This is a genomic window from Agrobacterium vitis (assembly GCF_013337045.2).
Classification (GTDB): Bacteria; Pseudomonadota; Alphaproteobacteria; order Rhizobiales; family Rhizobiaceae; genus Allorhizobium; species Allorhizobium vitis_B.
On the sequence record NZ_CP118259.1, the window covers coordinates 718,571 to 738,525 of the forward strand.

18 protein-coding genes and 1 pseudogene are annotated in these 19,955 nt (G+C 56.9%); 8 read left to right on the forward strand and 11 right to left on the reverse strand.

Going from position 1 to position 19,955, the window contains the following annotated elements:
- Position 1: 1 nt before the first annotated feature.
- The 3 genes from G6L01_RS03320 to G6L01_RS03330 are packed head-to-tail and all read right to left on the reverse strand — an operon-like array spanning position 2 to position 5,245.
- A complete protein-coding gene (locus tag G6L01_RS03320; RefSeq protein ID WP_070167801.1) occupies positions 2-3,127 on the reverse strand; it encodes an efflux RND transporter permease subunit in 3,126 nt (1,041 codons plus the stop codon).
- Positions 3,124-4,218, reverse strand: a complete 1,095-nt coding sequence (locus tag G6L01_RS03325; protein WP_070167802.1) for an efflux RND transporter periplasmic adaptor subunit — start codon at positions 4,216-4,218, stop codon at positions 3,124-3,126. The genes G6L01_RS03320 and G6L01_RS03325 overlap by 4 nt, the downstream gene beginning before the upstream one ends.
- Before the next feature lies 1 nt (position 4,219).
- A complete protein-coding gene (locus G6L01_RS03330) occupies positions 4,220-5,245 on the reverse strand; it encodes an efflux RND transporter periplasmic adaptor subunit (RefSeq protein WP_070167803.1) in 1,026 nt (341 codons plus the stop codon).
- 227 nt (positions 5,246-5,472) lie between these two features.
- Here G6L01_RS03330 and G6L01_RS03335 point away from each other — a divergent pair, with 227 nt between their 5' ends.
- Together G6L01_RS03335 and G6L01_RS03340 are read left to right on the forward strand one after the other, a co-directional pair.
- Complete coding sequence (locus G6L01_RS03335) at positions 5,473-6,108, forward strand: TetR family transcriptional regulator (protein WP_070167804.1); 636 nt, start codon at positions 5,473-5,475, stop codon at positions 6,106-6,108.
- A 58-nt stretch (positions 6,109-6,166) separates the two neighbouring features.
- Positions 6,167-6,523 carry a DUF1491 family protein gene (locus G6L01_RS03340; protein WP_070167805.1) on the forward strand — a complete coding sequence of 119 codons (357 nt, stop codon included), beginning with the start codon at positions 6,167-6,169 and terminating at the stop codon, positions 6,521-6,523.
- Positions 6,524-6,595: 72 nt separating this feature from the next.
- Here the strand turns inward: G6L01_RS03340 and G6L01_RS03345 are convergent, their stop codons facing one another.
- The gene (locus tag G6L01_RS03345) at positions 6,596-7,642 is read right to left on the reverse strand and encodes a DUF2336 domain-containing protein (RefSeq protein WP_139190256.1); all 1,047 of its coding nucleotides are present in this window, start codon (positions 7,640-7,642) and stop codon (positions 6,596-6,598) included.
- Between the two features lie 426 nt (positions 7,643-8,068).
- On the opposite strand from G6L01_RS03345, the gene G6L01_RS03350 reads away from it, so the two are divergent.
- Together G6L01_RS03350 and G6L01_RS03355 are read left to right on the forward strand one after the other, a co-directional pair.
- Positions 8,069-8,257: a hypothetical protein gene (locus tag G6L01_RS03350; RefSeq protein WP_070167807.1), complete on the forward strand. Its 189-nt coding sequence runs from the start codon at positions 8,069-8,071 to the stop codon at positions 8,255-8,257.
- A gap of 649 nt (positions 8,258-8,906) precedes the next feature.
- Positions 8,907-9,332, forward strand: a complete 426-nt coding sequence (locus tag G6L01_RS03355) for an exopolysaccharide production repressor protein (RefSeq protein ID WP_139190237.1) — start codon at positions 8,907-8,909, stop codon at positions 9,330-9,332.
- A gap of 135 nt (positions 9,333-9,467) precedes the next feature.
- Here G6L01_RS03355 and G6L01_RS03360 read toward each other — a convergent pair whose 3' ends face one another.
- From G6L01_RS03360 to G6L01_RS03380, 5 genes are all read right to left on the reverse strand, one after another.
- The gene (locus G6L01_RS03360) at positions 9,468-10,565 is read right to left on the reverse strand and encodes a helix-turn-helix transcriptional regulator (RefSeq protein WP_070167810.1); all 1,098 of its coding nucleotides are present in this window, start codon (positions 10,563-10,565) and stop codon (positions 9,468-9,470) included.
- A 224-nt stretch (positions 10,566-10,789) separates the two neighbouring features.
- Entirely contained in the window at positions 10,790-11,341 is a 552-nt protein-coding gene (locus tag G6L01_RS03365; RefSeq protein ID WP_070167811.1) for a DUF1254 domain-containing protein, read from the reverse strand.
- Entirely contained in the window at positions 11,334-11,924 is a 591-nt protein-coding gene (locus tag G6L01_RS03370) for a DUF1214 domain-containing protein (protein ID WP_070167812.1), read from the reverse strand. Before G6L01_RS03370 ends, G6L01_RS03365 begins: the two co-directional genes overlap by 8 nt.
- A gap of 171 nt (positions 11,925-12,095) precedes the next feature.
- Positions 12,096-12,527 (reverse strand): hypothetical protein, encoded by a 432-nt coding sequence (locus G6L01_RS03375; protein WP_070167813.1) that lies wholly within the window; start codon positions 12,525-12,527, stop codon positions 12,096-12,098.
- Positions 12,528-12,544: 17 nt separating this feature from the next.
- Positions 12,545-12,772 (reverse strand): Imm32 family immunity protein, encoded by a 228-nt coding sequence (locus tag G6L01_RS03380; RefSeq protein ID WP_070167814.1) that lies wholly within the window; start codon positions 12,770-12,772, stop codon positions 12,545-12,547.
- Positions 12,773-13,029: 257 nt separating this feature from the next.
- On the opposite strand from G6L01_RS03380, the gene G6L01_RS03385 reads away from it, so the two are divergent.
- Entirely contained in the window at positions 13,030-13,404 is a 375-nt protein-coding gene (locus tag G6L01_RS03385) for a hypothetical protein (protein WP_139190236.1), read from the forward strand.
- 833 nt (positions 13,405-14,237) lie between these two features.
- Here G6L01_RS03385 and G6L01_RS03390 read toward each other — a convergent pair.
- The gene (locus G6L01_RS03390) at positions 14,238-16,361 is read right to left on the reverse strand and encodes a transglycosylase domain-containing protein (protein WP_139190235.1); all 2,124 of its coding nucleotides are present in this window, start codon (positions 16,359-16,361) and stop codon (positions 14,238-14,240) included.
- 241 nt (positions 16,362-16,602) lie between these two features.
- On the opposite strand from G6L01_RS03390, the gene G6L01_RS03395 reads away from it, so the two are divergent.
- Complete coding sequence (locus tag G6L01_RS03395; RefSeq protein ID WP_070167911.1) at positions 16,603-17,082, forward strand: YcgN family cysteine cluster protein; 480 nt, start codon at positions 16,603-16,605, stop codon at positions 17,080-17,082.
- Positions 17,083-17,237: 155 nt separating this feature from the next.
- Here the strand turns inward: G6L01_RS03395 and G6L01_RS03400 are convergent, their stop codons facing one another.
- Positions 17,238-18,335 (reverse strand): hypothetical protein, encoded by a 1,098-nt coding sequence (locus G6L01_RS03400; RefSeq protein WP_070167819.1) that lies wholly within the window; start codon positions 18,333-18,335, stop codon positions 17,238-17,240.
- 220 nt (positions 18,336-18,555) lie between these two features.
- Between G6L01_RS03400 and G6L01_RS03405 the strand changes: the two are divergent.
- Positions 18,556-18,737 (forward strand): annotated as a pseudogene (locus G6L01_RS03405) (CxxCxxCC domain-containing protein); the annotation flags it as partial.
- 95 nt (positions 18,738-18,832) lie between these two features.
- Positions 18,833-19,885 (forward strand): hypothetical protein, encoded by a 1,053-nt coding sequence (locus G6L01_RS03410; RefSeq protein WP_070167820.1) that lies wholly within the window; start codon positions 18,833-18,835, stop codon positions 19,883-19,885.
- The last annotated feature ends 70 nt before the right edge of the window (positions 19,886-19,955 follow it).

Consider the following 19,955-nt stretch of genomic DNA (forward strand, 5'->3'; position numbering starts at 1 on the left):
CCTATTTCTCGGCTCCGATAGCATTGTTGTCTGGGCTACTGTTGTTGTGGCCATGGGTATCGGGGACGTGGCTGTCGTGCGCCTGGTTTTTCTCCGGCTTGATCCGGAACCAGGTGATGTAGAGCGCGGGCAGGAACAGCAGGGTCAGCACCGTTCCGACGACGATGCCACCCATCATGGCAAAAGCCATCGGTCCCCAGAAGATCTGCCGCGAGATCGGGATCAGCGCCAGGGTTGCTGCGGCGGCGGTTAGCATGATCGGGCGCATCCGGTGTTCGGTTGCCTCGACCACCGCCGCAAAGGCGGCGACGCCCGATTTTCGCAGGTCCTCGATCTGCACCACCAGGATGACAGAGTTTCGGATCAAGATGCCGATCAGCGCGAGCACGCCGAGCAGCGCCACGAAGCCAAGGGGCGCATTGCTGGTGAGAAGCGCGATCACCACGCCGACCAGCGCCAGCGGGGCTACGGAAAACACCAGGAACAGCCGGTGGAAGCTCTGCAACTGGATCATCAGCAGCGTTGCCATGATGAACAGCATCAGGGGTGCCACCTGGGCGATAGGCCCCTGCGACTTGCTGCTCTCCTCGACGGCGCCGCCGATATTGACGGCATAGCCTGCCGGAAGCGCCTTGGAGAATTCGGTGACTTTGCCGCTCAGCGCGTTGACGATGGTCGCGGGCTGGGTGGGGCCGTTGACCGCAGCCTCGATGGTAATCGTCGGCATACGGTCGCGCCGCCAGATGGTCGGCTGCTCCAGTTCGTAATGGAAGGTGGCGACCGACGACAGCGGGATCGACTGGCCGTTGCTGCTCGGCAATTGCAGATCGACCAGCGTTTCGACGGAACCGCGATCCTTCTTTTCGGCACGGCTGACGACATCAATCAGATAGATATCGTCCCTGACCTTGGTAACCGTCGATCCCTCGACCACTCTGTTGAGGGTCTGGGCGATGTCTTCGGAGGTGACACCCAGTTGGCGGGCCTTGTCCTGTAGCACATCCACCTTCAATACCCGGGCCGGCTCATACCAGTTGAAGGCGATATTGGTGAGTAGTGGGTGGGTGCCGACAATGGCGGCCAGCTTGCCGGCATAATCGCGCACTTTTTGGATGTCCGGGCCGGACACGCGGTATTGCACCGGCTTTCCTACGGGAGGTCCGATATCCAGAAGCTTCACATAGGCATCGGTGCCGGGGAATGTCTGGCTCAGATAGGCCTGGAACTGCTGGCGCAGCTTGTCGCGTACGTCCAGCCCCTTGGTGACGACGACCATCTGACCGAAGGTAATATCATCCGGCTGCACATCGAAAGACAGGATGAAGCGCGGCGCACCGCGGCCGACATAGGTCGACCAATGGTCGATATCCGGGTTGTTGGCCAATTGCTCCTGTTCGAACTTGGCCATCTGCCGGTTGGTTTCGTCGATGGAGCTGTTTTGCGGCAGATTCCAGTCGACGATCAGTTCCGGGCGGTCGGAGCTGGGGAAAAACTGCTGCTGCACATGGGTCATGCCATAGAGCGACAGGGCGAAGGCACCGATCGTCGCAACGATGGTCAGCCAGCGCCAACGCAGGCAAAAGTGGAGCATGCTGGCAAACAGCCTGGCAAACCAGCCTTTGTGGTCGGCATGCTTCTTCATGGTCTTCGGCAGCATGGTGACGCCCAGAAGCGGCGTGAACAGCACAGCCACCACCCAGGACACGACGAGCGACACGGCGATGACGACGAACAGCGAGAAGGTGAATTCGCCCGCATTGCTGTTGTTCAATCCGACCGGGATGAAGCTGGCGACGGTGACGAGGGTGCCCGTCAGCATCGGGAAGGCGGTCGAGGTATAGACATGGGTGGCGGCCTTGCGCAGGCTATCGCCCACTTCCAGCCGCGCCACCATCATTTCCACGGCAATCATCGCATCGTCGACCAGAAGCCCGAGCGCGATGATCAAGGCGCCGAGCGAGATGCGTTGCAACGATATGCCGGCATATTGCATGAACAGGAAGGTGATCGCCAGAACCAGCGGGATCGAGATCGCCACCACCAGTCCGGCGCGCAGGCCAAGGCTGATGAAGCTGATGGCCAGCACGATGACGATTGCCTCGAACAGCGCATGGGTGAAGCTGGAAACCGCTTCCTCTACCACCGCCGGCTGATCGGCGACCCGATCGACGGAAACGCCGACCGGCAGGTCCTGGATGACGTCGGCCATGGTCTTGTCCAGCGCCTTGCCGAAATTCACCAGATTGGCACCGGCCTTCATGCCGATGGCAAGACCGATCGCCGGCTTGCCATTGACCCGGAACATGCTGGTCGGTGGATCGGCATAGCCCCGGCTGATGGTGGCGACATCGGTCAGCGGAAAGAACCGGTCGTTGACCTTGAGATTGATCGACCGCAGGCTGTCTTCCGAAATGAAGCGCCCGCCAACCCGAAGCGCGATCCGCTCCGGCCCGGCATCGATGAAGCCCGACTGGGTAACGGCATTCTGGGCCTGAAGCGTGGTGATGATCGCCGACTGGTCGATGCCGAGGGCAGCAATCTTGCGGGTGGAAAATTCGAGATAGATCGCTTCGTCCTGCGTGCCGACAATGTCGACCTTGCCGATATTTGGAACGGTCAGAAGTTTGGTACGCGCGCTCTCGACCAGGTCGCGCAATTGCCGATGGGTCAGGCCATCGCTGGTGAAGGCGTAGATATTGCCGTAAACGTCGCCGAAACGGTCGTTATAGAACGGTCCGACGACGCCGGAGGGAAAGTCTCCCTGGACGTCCTGGACCATGTTGCGCACGCGAAGCCAGGTGGCGGGCACGTCGCGGGCCTTGGTCGTATCCAGCAGGTTGACGAAGACGATGGTCTGGCCAGCCGTGGTGATCGACTTGGTATAGTCGAGCGATTCCAGTTCCTGGAGCTTCTTCTCGATCCGGTCGGTGATCTGCTGGGTGACTTCCTGGGCGGAGGCGCCGGGCCACTGGGCCTGAACCACCATGGTCTTGATGGTGAAGGATGGGTCTTCCTCACGCCCAAGGCCGATATAAGCGAGCACGCCGGCCAGCGAAAACACCATCATGAAGTACCAGACGAGGGAGCGATGTTCGAGCGCCCAGTCCGACAGGTTAAATTTCTTCACGGGCGCGGCTCCTCATCGATCTTGATCTTTTGTCCTTCGGCAAGCTGGTTGGCGCCAGCGACGGCAACCTGCTCGCCCTCCTTCAATCCGGACAGGACCTTTACGCGGGTGCCGTCGATGGTGGCGTCGTCCAGAACGACCTTGCGCAGGGCGACCGAGGCGCTGGCCCGGTCGATCACCCAGACGCCAGTCGCGCCGTCTTTCCTGAGGATGGCGGTCAACGGCAGCAGGATGACGCCGTCTTCTTCATCACGGCTTGCAGTCGCGGTCACAACGGCGCCGAGACGAAAGACCTCGGGGGCATCGTTGATGGCAATCTTCAGCCTGTGGGTGCGGGTTTCCGCATCGGCTTCCGGGCCGATCTCGCGCAGCGTGCCGATGGCCTGTTTGGTGGGGTCGAGCTGTAGCGCTACGCTGAACTTCGTGCCTTCCTTCAGCGCGCCGATCCGTCCTTCCGGGACATCGACGATCACGTCGCGCTGGTCGAGCCGTGCGATTTTCATCACTGTCTGCCCGGCAGTCACCGTCTGGCCGACTTCGACGGAGACTGACGTGACGACGCCGTCGAATTCTGCCTGTAGCCGCGCATAACCCAATTGCTCGCGAGCCTTGTCCAGCTTGGCCTTGGCCTGATTGAGACTTCCCTCGGCCGATTTCAGGCCCTGTTCGGCCAGTTCGAAATCGGCGATGCTGCCCGCATTGGTGGTGGCGAGCGTGCGCCGGCGCTTTTCGGTGATCTGAGCATTCTCAAAGGCCGCCTGGGCATTGCGCAAGTCGGCCTCGGCGCTGTTGACGGCAAATTGCAGCGCCAGCGGATCGATTTCTGCAACCACATCGCCCTTGTGGACGAGATCGCCGACTTCTGCCTTGCGCAGGATCACCCGGCCAAGCGTGCGGAAGGCGAGATCGGTTTCGACGCGTGCCTGGACGACACCGGCAAAGCTGACACCCGACAGGCGCTCGGCCTTGATCGTCATTGAGCGGACAGGGCGTGGGCCGGTGGGCTGCTCGTCGTCCGCCTGGCTGCAACCGGCAGCAAGCGCCAGAGCAAGCAGAAAGGGAAGGGTGATGATTGGACGGTAGAGGCGCATGTCACTTTTCCTTAAAGGCGACGACCTGGCCGTCCGTCAGAAATTTACCGCCGTCGGTGACGATCATGTCTCCGGGCGCGACGCCGGATGCCACCACGAAATCGCCGACGCGGTAGCGGGCAACGTCAATCTTGTGCAGCGTCACGGAGCTGTCTGCGGTGTTGACCGCCCAGACGGCGGGCTGGCCATTGGCCGAGGCCATGGCGCTCCAGGGGAGTACGATGCCCTGTTGCGGCTGGGCGCGGAACCGTCCGACCACCGTTGTTCCGAGCGACCATTGCGTATCCGCAGGCAGCGCGACCTTGATGCGGATGGTGCCGGCGCTGGTGTCGATGGCTGGAGAGACTTCGCGGATCTTGCCGTCCTTGGACTGGGCGCGTGCACTGATCGGCGACACCTCGACGGTATCAGCCGGCGTACCTTCCAGGAAAAAGGCTTCGAACATGTCGAACACAGCATCGCGCGGACCGTCATGGGCAAGCGTCAGGGCCGCCTGCGCAGCCGAAACCACCTGTCCCACCTCGATGCTGCGCGAGGTGATGATGCCGTCGGCGTCGGCCTTCAACTGCGTATAGGTCATCGCGTCCTGGGCCGTGGCCAGATTGGCCTGCGCGGTCTGAAACGAGCCCTGGGCCGTGGTGAGATCCTCGCGGGCCTGGTCGAAGGTGGATTGTGCAATGGTGTTGGTCTGGATCAGCAACTTGTAGCGGTCGAAGGCCAATGACTTCTGGCGCATCGTCGCCTGGGCCGATTCCAGCCCGGCCTGGGCAACGGCGATATCGGCCTTCTGCTCGGTATTGTCGAGCAAGGCCAGGACGTCGCCCGCCTTGACCCGGTCGCCGACATCGACATGCCGCTCAATCACCCGGCCAGCCGTGCGGAAGGAGAGGTCAGACTGCACCCGCGCCTTTACCGATCCGGAGATTTCCACGGAGGGTTGGTATTGTGTGGTTTGGGCCTTGGTCACCTTGACGCTGCGTGGTGAAGCGTGGCTCTCGGTCTTTTCATTGCAGCCTGCCAGGCACATGGCGAGCAGGATGCAAGCCAGTCCGGATAAAATCGTTTGTAACCGCACTGTGAGGTCCCCACCATTGCATTCACGGGTCGTTTCGAGTAGTTATCAATGACTGTACAGTTAGTCAATATAGTTGCCGGTGTGACAGTTACCGGTACAGTAATGGAAAGCGTCATGCCTGTGCTCTGGCTCCGTCCCCACACGCAAGTCCGCTCGCTCAAAACTCAGGGAAAATGCTCATGGCAAAGCGATTGAAAACGATCAGCCGGGCCGAGCAGAAAGCGCGGCGTCCACAGGAAATATTGGAAGCTGCATTTGAAGAGTTTCTGGACAAGGGTTTTGCTGCGACGCGTGTGGAAGATGTAGCATTGCGACTGGGCATTACAAAAGGCACAGTTTATCTTTATTTTCCGTCAAAAGAGGTGTTGTTCGAGGAAAGTATCCGGCAGATGTCGCTGCCATTGTCTCAACTGCGTGCTTCTGCCGAAACGCTGCAGGGTACCCATGCCGAACGATTGAAGCAAATGATCGGCATGACCTATGAGATGATCAGCGGCGATTGTAAGTGTAGCGAACTCCTGCGTTTGACGGTGAGCGAGGGAACCCGCTTTCCCCATATTGTAGACAGGCATTACGACGAATTCGTTGCACCCCTCTTGAAAACCGTCTGCACGCTGGTGGAGGGGGGCGTTGCCGCAGGCGAATTTTTGCCCGGTCCGGCCGTTTCCGTTCCCGATGTGCTGATTGGCCCGGCCATCCACTTCAATCTCTGGTCAATCCTGTTTGCGCAACGCAGACCGCTTGACCAAAAGGCTTACATGCAGGCCCATATCGATATGGTGATGCGGACCCTGATGCGCGACAAGGGCGAATAATTTCGACTGCCTCGATGAATGCCTTTCTTTCCGTCAATCCTGTCTATAGACAGGCGGGATGCGCCTTCGCTCCGATATTTTTGTCGCCGCTATCATACGCCGCGTGTTTTCCGCCGGCGGCTTTGCCGCTGTTGAGCATAAGGGCATGGACCAGGCTGGCGCCATCTTCCTGCGCCAGCGGTTTCGCGATGGCCTGGAAAGTCTTTACGCTCCCGCCCCCCAAAGCCTGATTGAAGCCGACGATGCCGAAATGTCAGGCGACCGCCAGTTCGAGCGCCGCCTGGACAGGGTCGATGCCTGCGAGGTCGCAGCCCTGATGGAGCGCGAACGCCGTTTCGATCCGGATCTGTGGCTGTTGGAAATCGAGATCGACCAGTTGGATGGTCTTTTCTCGCTGGTTGGCGAGGGAGGCTGAAGGCCAGCCACGCGTATCGCTGCCCTCTGTCTTTTCAGGAAAATCGGTTTCCACTTATCCACGGATAAAGTTTCAACGGGAAGCCGACACTGCCGCTGGCTGGATGTCGCTCTGACTGCTTTGATAGGTATAGCGGTCGGCCCTGAGCCAGGCATCGATGCGCTTTTCGCAGTCCCTGCCGTCGAGGGCGGCGATCAGCCTGGCGACGCGCGGTTCGCCCTGCTGCAATTGGCTGAGATGCGGATAGAGGCGGGTCAGTATGAAAATCATGTCGGGAATGGCCATCGCAAGGCCGGTCAGCGTCGTGGCCAGCTGCTGGCCGGAGGTATCGAGCAGGATACGCTCTGCCAGCCATCGACTTGAAGACAGGGCATCGGCCAAGGCCGTGGCAAAACTGCCTGCTGCGTTTTCACGGGCAAAACGCACCAGCAGGGCTGCCTGCACGGAGCTGAGATTGCGCCGACCCAGGCGATCATGGTCCTGGCGATTAAGGTGACGATCCAGCGCCTTCAAGGTCTGGCGCAAGGTTTCCTCGCGTTGTGCCCTTGTCGGATCTTGTGCAGGATCTTGCTCCTGTTTCTCTACATGGAGTTGATCTGGTTCCTGCGTTACCCCCTGATCTTCCACGGCATCCTCAGGGTCGATAGCGGGCACGCTTTCGGGCTTGGCAACCGCGTCTGACCTCAGGCGAATGGCGCGCGGCGGCGCTTCCATCATGTCCTGGGCAATATCCTCGTTGTCCACGTGCTGGGCGTGCTCGGGCAGCGGGTCGATGAAGCGCAGTCCTGCCAGCGCATCGATGACGGCGGGCGACAAAGCCTCGCGCCGCACGATGGTACGGGCGTGGTGGACACCCTGAGTGCGGGCGATGGTGATCAGCAATTCATCTGAGAGGCAGGGCGAGGCGATCAGGAATGGTGCGGCAATGGAGAGCGGCTGGCTGGCGATGAAAAATGCGACCGCTTCCGGCACATTGGGCGATTGCGACAGCGCCGCCACGGCATCGCGCCGGGCCTCTTCGGAGGAGTATTGAAACAGGGGCTGGAACAGCAGGGCAAACTGCCGGAGATCGGCCTTGCGGGGATGTTCGAGGCTTTCGAAACTGGAAACGGTGGCCATTAAAACCACGTCCTTCTTGCGGCCGATCCTCGGATTTTCCAACGCCCGAAATTGATGATCCACGACATTACCCGTCCCAACGCAATACCAATTCGGTCAAAATAGACGGTAATCGTTAGCAAGCTGTTAACCATCGACAGTGTTTAATAAGGAAACTTTGATAAAGCAGCATATCCTTGCGTGAGCGTTGCAGCGTCATCGCTTTTACTCGGAAATGTCAGCAAGGGTTTCCGGAAAAACGGGAAACTACTCAATATAAGAGCAACTTTTCATGAGGATGGCTGTTTACCCCTCATGTCTGGAGAAAAGCGCAGAATGCCTGTCTTTGCTGCCCAAAAAAGCGAGACCGGATGTGCTGGCCCCTTTGCCGGGGCAGGATGAAATCGATCTCTTCATCCGTCTCATCTACCCCAAATGGAGACGAGCATGGCTGATATCGTGAAACTGAAAGACCGGCTTGATCAGAAGCCCGTCAACCGTACCCCCGCACCGACACAGGCCCGTATCCTGCTGTTTACCGGCGTGCGCTATACCCGCACCGAACCCCTGCTGATCGGCGCCGCCTCGCTCACCGGCAAGCGGCCAGTGCAGGATATGCATCCTTACGAGGGGTAATACGAGGGTTCGCTGAAAATGATTCCTCGTAATTCCTGTGAAAATATCTCAAGCCATTGGCACATTTGAGGTATTTTCAATTTCTCAAGTCTGGGATGCATGAGCATCTTCAAGACGTGGTATAAGGCTTGTGTTCCCGTGATCCGGCTCTTCCTCCCCGTGGAGTGAGATCGATTGGCCGTTGGCTATTGCGACCCGTGAGGCAATCACATGGGTTCGATGTTGCAGGCTGAGTCCGGTTGCTTTTCTATAAAGCGTTCAAGGGCGATCAGGAAATCCGGGCCGTTTTCCACGCATTCGCCGGAATGCTCTCTATCGTCCTTGACGTTATCCACGACGTAAAAGACGCGGTAATACCGCCTATTCTGTTGGGTAATTTTCTCTTTGCAATGGACGCGTTTGGAGAGAGTGCGCAGTAGTTGTGCAACTAATGTTTTTCTAAGGTTCCTATATATGTTTTGTTTAAGTATGATCTGAAAATTTAAAATATGTATTTTATTTTGCAACTCTACCAAGGATTGATTTATATGCGATTGCGATATTTGATGAATAATTCCGCCTACCCCATTTGGGGGATGTTTAATGCACCCAAAAATGGTTGATAAACGTTGTTGGGAATAAGCAACATTATTTCAAGTGGGGGCGTTTGATGCACAAAGATACAGAGTCTGCGCTTGGATATAGTCACGCAGAGAAGCTGGACCAGAAGAAAGCAGAATTGTCTCGAAACGATCGGCGAGAGTTCTACGACGAGGATTTGGCGGGCACGCCCGATCGTGACAGCATGATGTATGCACCACGGGTGTTTGCAGGAATGGGTGTCGTTTTGCTGGGTTTTGCCATCTATAATTACCAATCGACAGGGTTGCTCGCGGCCACAATTATCAGGACGGTTGTTGCGGCAATTATCCTTCAAACCGTCTATTTCATCGCAATTGTCTATCTTGTCATGCGCCGGGTGAAGGTGCGCCTGGCCGCGCTTCAAAACAGTCAAGCGTCTCGTGAGGGTAGTACACGAAAGGACCAGTGTGCAGGTCGCGACCTGACGCTTGCCGAGAGGGCGGACAATGCCTGATGCCTGCGAGGTTTGACAGGTGCGTGATGGTGCCTTTCCGGGCATTGGTGATGCGGAATCAGAATGACAAGGTGCCGACGTCCTTTTAGAGAGGCTTGCGGTATCGAAACCATAGAAAGTATAGCGTAACGCCCCTCAATCCGCTTGCAGTGAATGAAGCGAAGTCAGAGCGGCAATAAGGTCGGTTTGCCGGGCCATATCGGTTTTGGCCAGCACGGTTTTTATCTGGCTTCTGGCGGTTTCCAGCTGAATCCCAAGGGTGTGAGCCGCATCGCGTAGAGGCTCTCCATCAAGAAGCAGTTTCGTCAAGCGCGCCTCGGCTCGCGTTAAATTCATCAGAGATTGGATCATTTCCGAGGTCAGGCCATTGCTACGGCTGAGGGGGACCATAATGATGAAAAAGCTGACCGGGCTGAACAATCCGACATTCAACCGGGCGGCGGGAATGAGATAGACGATCGCTGGCGGCAGGCCCGGTTGTCCGGGGCAGGCGAATTGAGCTCCCTGCATCTCATCCCGGCTACCACCGGCAGCTACTCCTGCGGCAAGACTTGCTTCAAAACTTGCCTGCGCTGCGGGATGGAGAAAGCGCAACTGGTCGAAGGCCGAAATGGCGTATCTTGGATTGCCTGCCTCAAACTCCGTATTACAGCCCAGGATCTTGCCTTTGGCGGTAAGAGCGGCGGTTGGGAGCCGCGCCAGCTGCAATGCCCGCAGACTGTTGCCAACCGCCTTGAATTCAAGCTGGGAGGCAAGGATCAGGCTGCGCCGCAGGTCCCGGCCGACACTGTTGAGAAGATCCAGATGCTTTTCTTCGATGGGGCCGCTATCACGCTTTCGTTCAATCGAGATGGCAATGGTTTTCTCCTGGGGAAGATCGAAGCTGACGCCAGCGGCAAAGCCGAAGCCGCGCGGCCAGAGAAAATCCCGGTAAAGTGGGTCATCGCGCATCTGCTCTTGTGAAAACTGATCGACGTCACTGATGAATTTTGACTTGCTGGCGCTCAGGAGCGCTTTGGTACGGATATTGTTGGCGGTCCAGCCCTGCTCGAAAAAATCTGAATAAAGGTCACGCACCCCTGGCGTTGTGATCAAGGGCATGAGCTCGTCGGAGATATTGACAAGCAAGGCGCCTTCGGCGCCGACAAGATGCGCCAAGCGATCTAACGCATTCTCCCAGGCAGCCGGTTCAATTGCGGCCTCGTAAATGCAATCGATGATACTTTCGGGCATAGCAATCTCACATATTAATATCGCTATGTTTAGCAGGCGTGCTTTTCCAAAGCAATATGGTCAATTTGGCTTAATAACATTGTCTGTTTTTAAGTCGAAAAAGCCATATAATCGAACAGATTAATTTTATATCATTTAAAAAGATAAAGTTTTACATTAATTGAATAGTTTAAGAAGGGTTTCGAGAAGTAATACTTGTGTTTTCCATTGAAACACGAAAATCCTTAAGGATCTATGGCTGTCTGGTCGCAACCAGCATTCGTCAGAAAAGCCTGTGCATCAGGCGCGAAGCTGGCTTGAGGCACAAGGGTGCGCAACACGGCATAGCCTTGGGTTTCCGGCATTTCCACCAATATGGTCTGCGCCAGCGCATCGGGTGCCGCGGCACGCAGCCGGGCGAGTTGGGCCGGGGTGGCGACAATAATGTCAAGCTTGCCCTCGACGGATGTACTGTCGTTCATACTGTAGACTTCATTGGCATCACGGTCGAAAATACCCACCGACCAAAAGGGAACGCTGCCCTCTGCCGTCAGATGCACTGGCGCCTCGCTGACATCGAAAGCACAGGCGGCGAGTTTGAGGAAGGGATCGCCATTGGCAAGCCCCGCCCGGTCTGCCCGGCTGTCGAGACTATAGAATTTGAACAGCGGGCCTTCCATCGTCACGCGGGTATAGGCATCCTTGCCAGTGAAATGCGGCAATGCCAGGATGATGACGATATGCAAAACCACAGCCCCGACCAGGCCGACAAGAATGGCGTAGATCAGCTTACGCATTGCCGCATCCGATCTGTTCGACATGCGGCATGGCCAGTTTCACCAGACCGGAATTGCCCGCGACCGGCGTATCCAGCAGGGTGAGGTTGAGCATCAGGTCTTCGCTTCCCGCGGGAGTGGCTAGCCAATTGCCGGGTGCCGCCTGCGAACCGATGGTGATCTCCATGCTGGCATCACGATTTTTTAGCGTCGTAACCGAGTTCAGCGCCCCCGGCAGGTCGAGCGAGACGGGCAGGGGCGTTCCATCCGGGCGGCTGGCTGAGAGCGTCCAGTAGCGGGCCATCGGCACCGTACCCGCCAGCCGGTAGCGGCAGCGTGTATTCAGCTTGCGGCCGCTCATATCGGTGGTAGCGATGAAACTCAGCCCTTCAGCGCTGCCCAACAGCAACCGCCCCGCCTTGGCCCGGTGCGATCGCGCATAAGGATCGGCGTCGGCAGTCTGCGCCTGCGGAAACGCCCGCCAACCATCAATCTCAATTTCGCCAAAGCCCACCGTGGCATTCAACGCCATCAGCGTGGATTGAATGCCAAGCCCGAAAGCAATGGCAAGCGCAATGGCGACAAGAAGCGGAACCCGGAACACGCTGATTCGAACCCTGTTGATTGTTGGAGAAGCGGTAGCACTCAATTCAGGGCAGGGAAATGGCGGTGTGGACGGCTTAGGCGGAATGCCGCCGACGCCGCAACAGGTTCGCCAGCGTGACCGAGCTGGCGACTTGCCAAAACGTGTCTCCGCGTGAGATTGTGGGGCCGCTTAGTCGATCACCAATCGTTCCCGGTTCAAATCCTGGGTGTCGGACCTGAGCGGCGGTGAGGTCAGCCTTTGTTCAAAGCCTGTAGATGTGAAGGATAACGACCCGACGTCGCAATCGATGCGATAATCCCATAGAGTATAGAGCCCGTTCGGAGATGTCCGCTCGTTGCTCCGGTGGATATCGCTTATGAAACAGAGTAAATTTTCTGCGTAGTCGAGGCCGATTGTGAGACGCGATACATTGAAGAATGTTAAAGCAGAGGGGGCGACATCAAACCCGGTAAAGGCATCGCCTTCTTTAATCCATCTCAATATATAATCGATATCAAACGTTATTTCAAAATTTTCATTGAGCAATTTTATTCCGTAGAGACGGCAATCATGCCAGCCCATGTCGGTGAAGTCGTTGCAGGTCCATATATCTTTTGTCATAGGCGATCGAGGCCACGTTATCTTAATTTTACAAGTCGCAGACTATCGACGAGCGCATAGTCATCGCTTCCTTGGCGGATCTCGGTAAGTTCATTGCCACCCCAAGAGCAGGTCATTAGGTGTAAATGGCCATCATTATTTTTCAGGAAACTGAGCTTTTTTAACAGAAATTCTAGTCCGTCGTCATCAAAGCATATAGCAATTTCTCCGGGATCGGATTTCTGTTGTTCAACAGTCAAAATCATGAGGATTCACCTATATAAAATTGTCTTTCACAACAAAATTGATGTGTCTTATGATCGGTTCACATCAACCGATATATTTCAGCATACCTATTTTCCCTCAGCTAATAAAATTATCATCAAGGGAGTGGGGCAGGGCGTTCAATTAATTACTCTATTTTGAGCGGCTTTCCCCTGTGAAGCGGTACCGAAATGAAGATTTATTTGTGCGGGAGGTACCCCAAAAGTGGAGTATGCGGAGACCGGTCTGGATCGTCAAAATGTTGTGCCTCTCCGCAGCGCTGATGCTCTCCGGATGCGGCGATGACCTCAATTTAGGAGATGCCGTTGGCATTTTTCAGTCAAACCATGGCCATGGCGTGGAGGTCCTCGATATCAGGCCGGATGGCACCTACGTCTTGACCTATCAGAAAGTCGATTCCACGGTCTTCACCAACAGCAGTCGCTGGACCTTTGAAAAGGATAAGGATGGCGTTGCTTCAATGTCTTTCTACTATTTCAGGTTCGGCTACACCGACAGTCCGCCGCCGTTTGGCGATCGTATCGGTATCTTACATGTCGACATTGAAAGATCGTTTTGGGGTACTCCAGAGATGATCGTCGATCCCGATCTAGGATACGCCTATGTGAAATAATGACCTAGGATTTTTTTTAACATCCTCGTCCTTTGCTTGCCTATCGCTCAACCGGACGCCATCGTGTGAGCGAAAATTGGAGTGGCCTTCGTGCAAGAGATGCTAGCGATTGTTGATAGGCTTTTTCAGGAGAAAGCGTCGTGGTCGGAACTCATCAAGCAGATCAGACAAGCGACTAGCGTCGATATCTTATCTGCGGAAAGAATTGCGCTATCGCATCCTGGATGGCGACGATTATGTACTTATAGGATCAATCACGATCCTGAATGCAGGAAGCAGGCGGCATGGCATATCAAGTTCCATGGCCTGGACTCATTGATTGTATCTGTCGGCGGAGCCTTGATCGTCGCAAGCTCGGATCCGGAATAGACGTATGAGAGGCGGCGGCGATCTGCTTATCGGACGTGCTGGGACGTGGGGACAGTATTGTCGCGGTCCGCCGCACCTCACGCTTTCAAAAACGGTCGTTCCTTCTCGCGATCAAATCATGAAAGAACAAATAAATGATACACGTTTACAATGATATACTTCGTGTCATCGGCATTATATTTATCGAAATACGGGCGGCTAGCAGCCTCCAACAGGCCCAAGCACTTGCGGATGTCTTTCATAATGCCGCGGCTTGTATCGCAAGCGGCTCTCCTCCTGACAAGGTGGAGGAAGATATCTACAGAAGAGCGGCGCGATTAAACTGCGAGAGCTATGTGAAGGCCCTGTTTGACTCTGTCCGCGCCCGGAATGAAACCAACTGAACATCGTTCTGAGTGCGCTCGCTGTCGCTGACGTGTCTGCGATGTTCGATCTGGGGCACCTTTCGATTCGCAAATGCCCCCTCAATCCAACGCCGCCCGCAATCCCGGTGCCAGCGGCTCAGCTTCAGTCAGCATCGTGCCGATCTGGCGGAGCAGGGCAGTGGTTTCCACCGAGAGTGTCCGGGGGCGGACGAATTCGGGCGGGGTGGGGGCGGGTGCGGTGCCTTTTGGTTCGCCCTTGGCCGGTGCTGGTGCCTTCACTGCCACGGTTGCCGGTTCCAGTACGCCGGGGATTGGCCGGACGGCGACGCCCTGGTGGGCGTAGTCCATGATGGTCTTGAAGGTCATGGCGGGCAGGGAGCCACCGGTCATGTTGTTGGTCGAGGTATAATCGTCATTACCGAACCAGACGGCGGTTGTGAAATTGCCGGTAAAGCCGACGAACCAGGCATCGCGGTAGGCCTGCGTTGTGCCGCTCTTGCCGGCAGTCAGAATGCCGTCCAGGGCGGCTTTGCGGCCCGTGCCGATATAGGGGACCTTGGTCAGCATCTGGTTCATGTAGTTATCGGCCTGCTCGGTCAGCACCCGGCGTGGGGCCGGTTCGTCGCGGTCGAAATCGTAGAGCACATGGCCGCGATAATCTCTGATATCGACAATGCCGTGGCGGCGCGATTGCAGGCCCCCCGAGGGCAGCACGGCATAGGCTGTCGCCTGGTCCATGACGGTCACTTCCGAGGTGCCGAGCGGGATGGTGACATCCTTGCGGATCGGCGTTTCCACGCCCATGGCCTTCGCCATGCGGATGACGGAATCAACGCCCAGCCGGTCCTTGACCAGCCGCACCGGCACGGTGTTGATCGATTTGGCCAGCGCCGTCGTCAGCGTGATGCGCCCGGCATAGCTGTTGCCATAATTATGCGGGCTCCAATTGCCCCAATTGACCGGACCATCGACAATGGTGGTCTCCGGCGTCAGGCCCGCCTCCATCGCCACCGCATAGGTATAGATCTTGAAGGAGGAACCGGGTTGGCGCAGGCCGCGCGTGGCGCGGTTGAACTGGCTTTCGCCGTAGTCGCGCCCGCCGACCATGGCGCGCACCGCCCCGCCGTTTTCCAGCGTGACGAGGGCCGCCTGCTTAACATTATATTGCTCGCCATATTCGCGCAGCGTATTGCTGACAGCGGTTTCGGCGACTTTTTGCAGGCCGGGATCGATTGTGGTGCGCACGATCAGTGAATGTTCAGGGAAGCGGGAGGCGATGCGTTGCACCTCATCAAACGCCCAGTCGAGGAAGAAGTCCGGTGCCTCGCGCTCGGCCCGGTCGACGACGGTGGCCGGATTACGCCGGGCGGCGATCACCTGTCCCTCGCTCATGAAGCCGCTTTGTACCAGATTGCTCAACACTTCATTGGCGCGGCCACGGGCGGCGGGCAGGTTGACATGCGGGGCATATTTGGCCGGGGCCTTGAACAGACCCGCCAGCATGGCGGCCTCGGCCAGATTGACGTCGCGCACGCTTTTGCCGAAGTAGAATTGCGAGGCCGCCGCCGCCCCGAATGTACCGCCGCCCATATAGGCGCGGTCGAGATAGAGCGACAGGATCTCCTGTTTCGACAGATTGGCCTCCAGCCATAGCGACAGGAAGGCTTCCTTGATCTTGCGCTCGATGGAGCGCTCATTGGTGAGAAACAGGTTTTTGGCCAGCTGCTGGGTCAGTGTCGAGCCGCCCTGCACCACGCCGCCAGCTCGGGCATTTTCGCTGAGTGCGCGGCCAAGGCCGATGAAATCGATGCCGAAATGATCGAAAAACCGCCGGTCTTCGGTGGCCAGCACCGCCTTGATCAGATTGTCGGGCAGGTCTTCGAAGGGCACGGAATTTTCGTGGATAATGCCGCGATGGCCGATGACATTGCCGTAGCGATCCAGAAAGGTCACGGCGAAATCGCCACGATTGCGCCAATCCTTGACCGTTTCCTGAAAGGCGGGCATGGCCAGCGCCAACATGACGACGGCACCGGCGGTGCCCAGGGTCATCGCTTCGCCCAGCGCCTCGAACAGCCATTTCTTCCAGCCGCGCATGCGAAACCGGCGAAAGAAGATCGTGGTTTCCTCCCAGAATTCGGCGGCCTGGAAACCGGTATTCCACAGGGTGGAATCCAGCCAGGCGTCGAGTTTGAGAAAGATATGCCGCTTTTTCTTCTGCATGGCGGTTCCGGGGCCGAGCCTTAAGATGATCTGCTACAATATCATAGGCGCAGAGTGCCGATGATGCTGTAGGCATATGCAACGCTTCACATGCAACGCTTGACAGGCGCCAAGCTTGCGCCCATGTCTGCGTTGATCGCGATATATCCCAGCCAATGGATCATATGCGACTTAACTTTTAACGAATCTATAAGATTGCCGCGGATTGGATGCTCGCATCCGACCGGTGGCCAAGGGCATGATGACCAGCGAACCCTATTGGAAAACCAAGAGCCTCGACGAGATGAACACTGTGGAGTGGGAAGCCCTCTGCGATGGCTGCGGTCTGTGCTGTCTCAACAAGCTGGAGGATTGGGAAAGCGGTGAGGTGGTCTTCACCTCCGTTGCCTGTCGTCTGCTGGACGGGGAAAGCTGTCGGTGCAAGGACTATCCCAACCGGCAGGCGACAGTGCCCGATTGTATCCAGCTGACGCCGGATCAGGTCGAGGATATCGCCTGGCTGCCACCCAGCTGCGGCTACCGACTGGTGCATGAGGGGCGCGACCTTTACTGGTGGCACCCGCTGGTTTCTGGCGATCCCGAAACCGTCCATCAGGCCGGGATTTCCGCCCGTGGTCGCACGGTCAGCGAAGAGCATGTTTCTATCGAGGAGTACGAGGATTATCTCTGCGACTGGCCTTTGACGGTGCTCTTGCAGGCCGAAGAATCTGGCGGCCAATAGGGACATGAAATGACGGCAGAAGCAGACGGACTTTTTTCCAAACTCGGCTGAAGCTTTCGTTTGGATCGATGCTCTCGTGGTATTATTTTGACATTCTCTACCGTTCGCAGCACCCTCAAGAGCAAATGTCAAAAACCTTGAAGACCACTAGCAACCTAGGCTGCCGTCTTGGCTGCCACCGGTCCGGTCAGAAGTGTCAGGTCGCCATTGACGGCATAGCGGTCGAAAATGGCCATGGCCTGCCGACGAATATTTTCCGGCACCTCGGCTCCGCGGCCCGCGATGCCCTGATTGATCCGCTTGCGTTCACCGTCACGCTTGTCGGCCAGCGCCTCGGTGATTTTCTGAGCCGCCTGGCTGTCCGCTCCGGTAAAGGTGGCGATCCGATCGGCTAGAACCGCCTTGTCACCGAGGAAATCCGTTTCATAGGAAACCCATAGCGGCTTGACCAGATTGAGCATTTCGCACCGCTGCCAACTCAGCAGAAACTGCGCATACCAGACCGCTTGAGCCGCAACCAGCATCTCAAGCCGCTCCTCGAAGGGCAGGTGGTGGTAATTGCTTGGCAGGCCGTCATCAAAAAAAATGGTATCGACCGGACGATTGGAAACGCGCCAGGATTGGAACATATCATCGAGGCTGATCAGCGTGTCGAAGAAATTACGGACAGTGACGATAGGGCGGATGTTGTAAAGCGTCATCTGGCGGGCCAGATAGGGCGTGCATCGAATGTGATGCTGGGCGACATAGCCACGGCCGTTCAACCCATGCCGCATAAGTGCAAGCTCATCGGTTTCCTGCGAGCGCAGATTGCCTCCCAGTGCAGAGCCGCTGCCGGGTGTGAAGCTGGGAAGTGCCAGGTTGGCCAGGGGGATATCCAGTGCCTGCACCAACGCCATCGAAATAAAAGTCGAGGCCGATTTGGGCGCACAGGCCACCAGAATATTCGGCTGTCTGGCCCGGCTTGCCGTCAATCTCGCTCGAAATGTCAATTCGGCAAGTTGGGAAGTCGACAGCTTCAGACCCTGGGCATCGCCATCGCTTACCGCGGGCAGAAAGAACGGATTGGCATGGCAAAGGGCCGCGGCGACTTCCAGAGCCCGGTTTGGCGGCACGCAGGACAGATAATCCATTCCCAGGCTTAGCGCTTCGCGCGGCGCCAGAGTGGATATGTCTGCTAGCGTCTGGCTCAGCGTGTCTTCCAGGTTCGAGCCTGCCTTGTCATTCGTCCGGATGCCGACCGCATGTTCCATGCTGCAACCTGTCCTTATCCTGCTGCGTCTATCCAAACGGAGGCTTTGGCCGAATTGGAGATGTCGACGCATAAACAAAAGCTTGGTGCATGAGCGCATGACTGAAGTGAATGCGCCGGTGCACCGGGGTGTGTCTGTGCCAAAGGGTTATTCGCAAGGGGCGAAAACGTTGTGGTGTAAAGCTGACTGAGGAAGCTTGCGCCAGGCAGGACCCTGCAACCTCCTCGATGAGGGTCGCGACCTTTACTGGTGGCAACCGCTGGTTTCTGGCGACCCTGAAACGGTCCATCAAGCCGGAATTTCCGCCCGGGCCGCATGGTCAGCGAAGAGCATGTTTCTGTCGAGGATTTCGAGGATTATCTCTGCGACTGGCCTTTGATGGCGGCTGGGGACGCTCCCTGACAATTGCCTGCAAGCTTATCCTTAGGTAAGTCTCGTACAAGTTCTACACTATAATTTCTTCTCGATTGAAACCGTTTCGGTGCAATGGAGAGCCTATGTCGAGACTTGACTGGTCGTTTGTCAAAAGCTTTGTCCGCGAGGCGGCCCCGGTGCCCGATGCGGAATGGGTATCGCGGAAATTCGATGAATTTCTCCGGCGGACCGATCCCGCCGATGCTTTTGCGATTTCGGGCGTGTTTTCGCTGGCGCATCCTTTCTATGTGCCAAAGATGACCGATACCGTAGCCGACAGTCTGGCGATTTCCGTGCCGGAACTTGGCGAGGCTCTTATGCGGGCACGGTTGACGGCCTCGCGAGCGCATCAGCCGAATGTTCTGGTGGCGTGCCTGCCGAAATCGGCTTCCACCTTCATCGGGCAGAGCTTGATGAAGGTATTGAATGTGCCGATGGCGGTGCTGATGTCCTCGGCCTTGTCGCCGCAAACGCCTTTTTCCATGGGCATTACCCTGCGTGAGCAGGAAACGGACGAATTGGCGTTAATCCAATACGGCAATAATGGCCTTGGCTATGTGGCGCAGCATCATTTGCGCTGCACGCCCTATCTTTGCCGGCAGCTTGAGCTTTACAATATTCGCCCGATCGTCACTTATCGCAATGTCTATGACAGTCTGGTCAGTCTGGATGACATGATGCGCAAGCAGCAGCAAGAATGGGCTGCAACCCGTGACAAGGACGCGATCTATTTCAGCGATGGTCTGCCATCCAATTATTGTGAGTTGGACGACGAGACGCGCTATCTGATCCTGGTGGATCGCCAATGTGCCTGGTATCTACAATTCTTCATGAGCTGGAAACGCTGTGAAGCGCTAGGTCTGGTCAAGCCGCTATGGGTTTCCTACGAGGAGGATTTTCTCGGAAACAAGCAGCGTCTGGCCGAGAGGATTGCCACCTTTGTCGGGCCGGAATTCGTTGACTCCGAAAAGTTGTCCAAGGTGTTTTCCGAGACGATAGAGGCGGGTCATGCCCGGTTCAACAAGGGCGTCAGCGGTCGGGGCAGCCAATTGCCTCAGCGTGTCAAGGATCGGATCAGGGCGAGTTTCGATCTCTATCGCGATGATTTCGATTTTTCTGAAATATTGCCCTCCTAGCACCTCGGTTCCGTCGGCCCTTGAAATCCGGTGTGCCGTGCGGATTTTTACACCCTTGTACCTTATAACT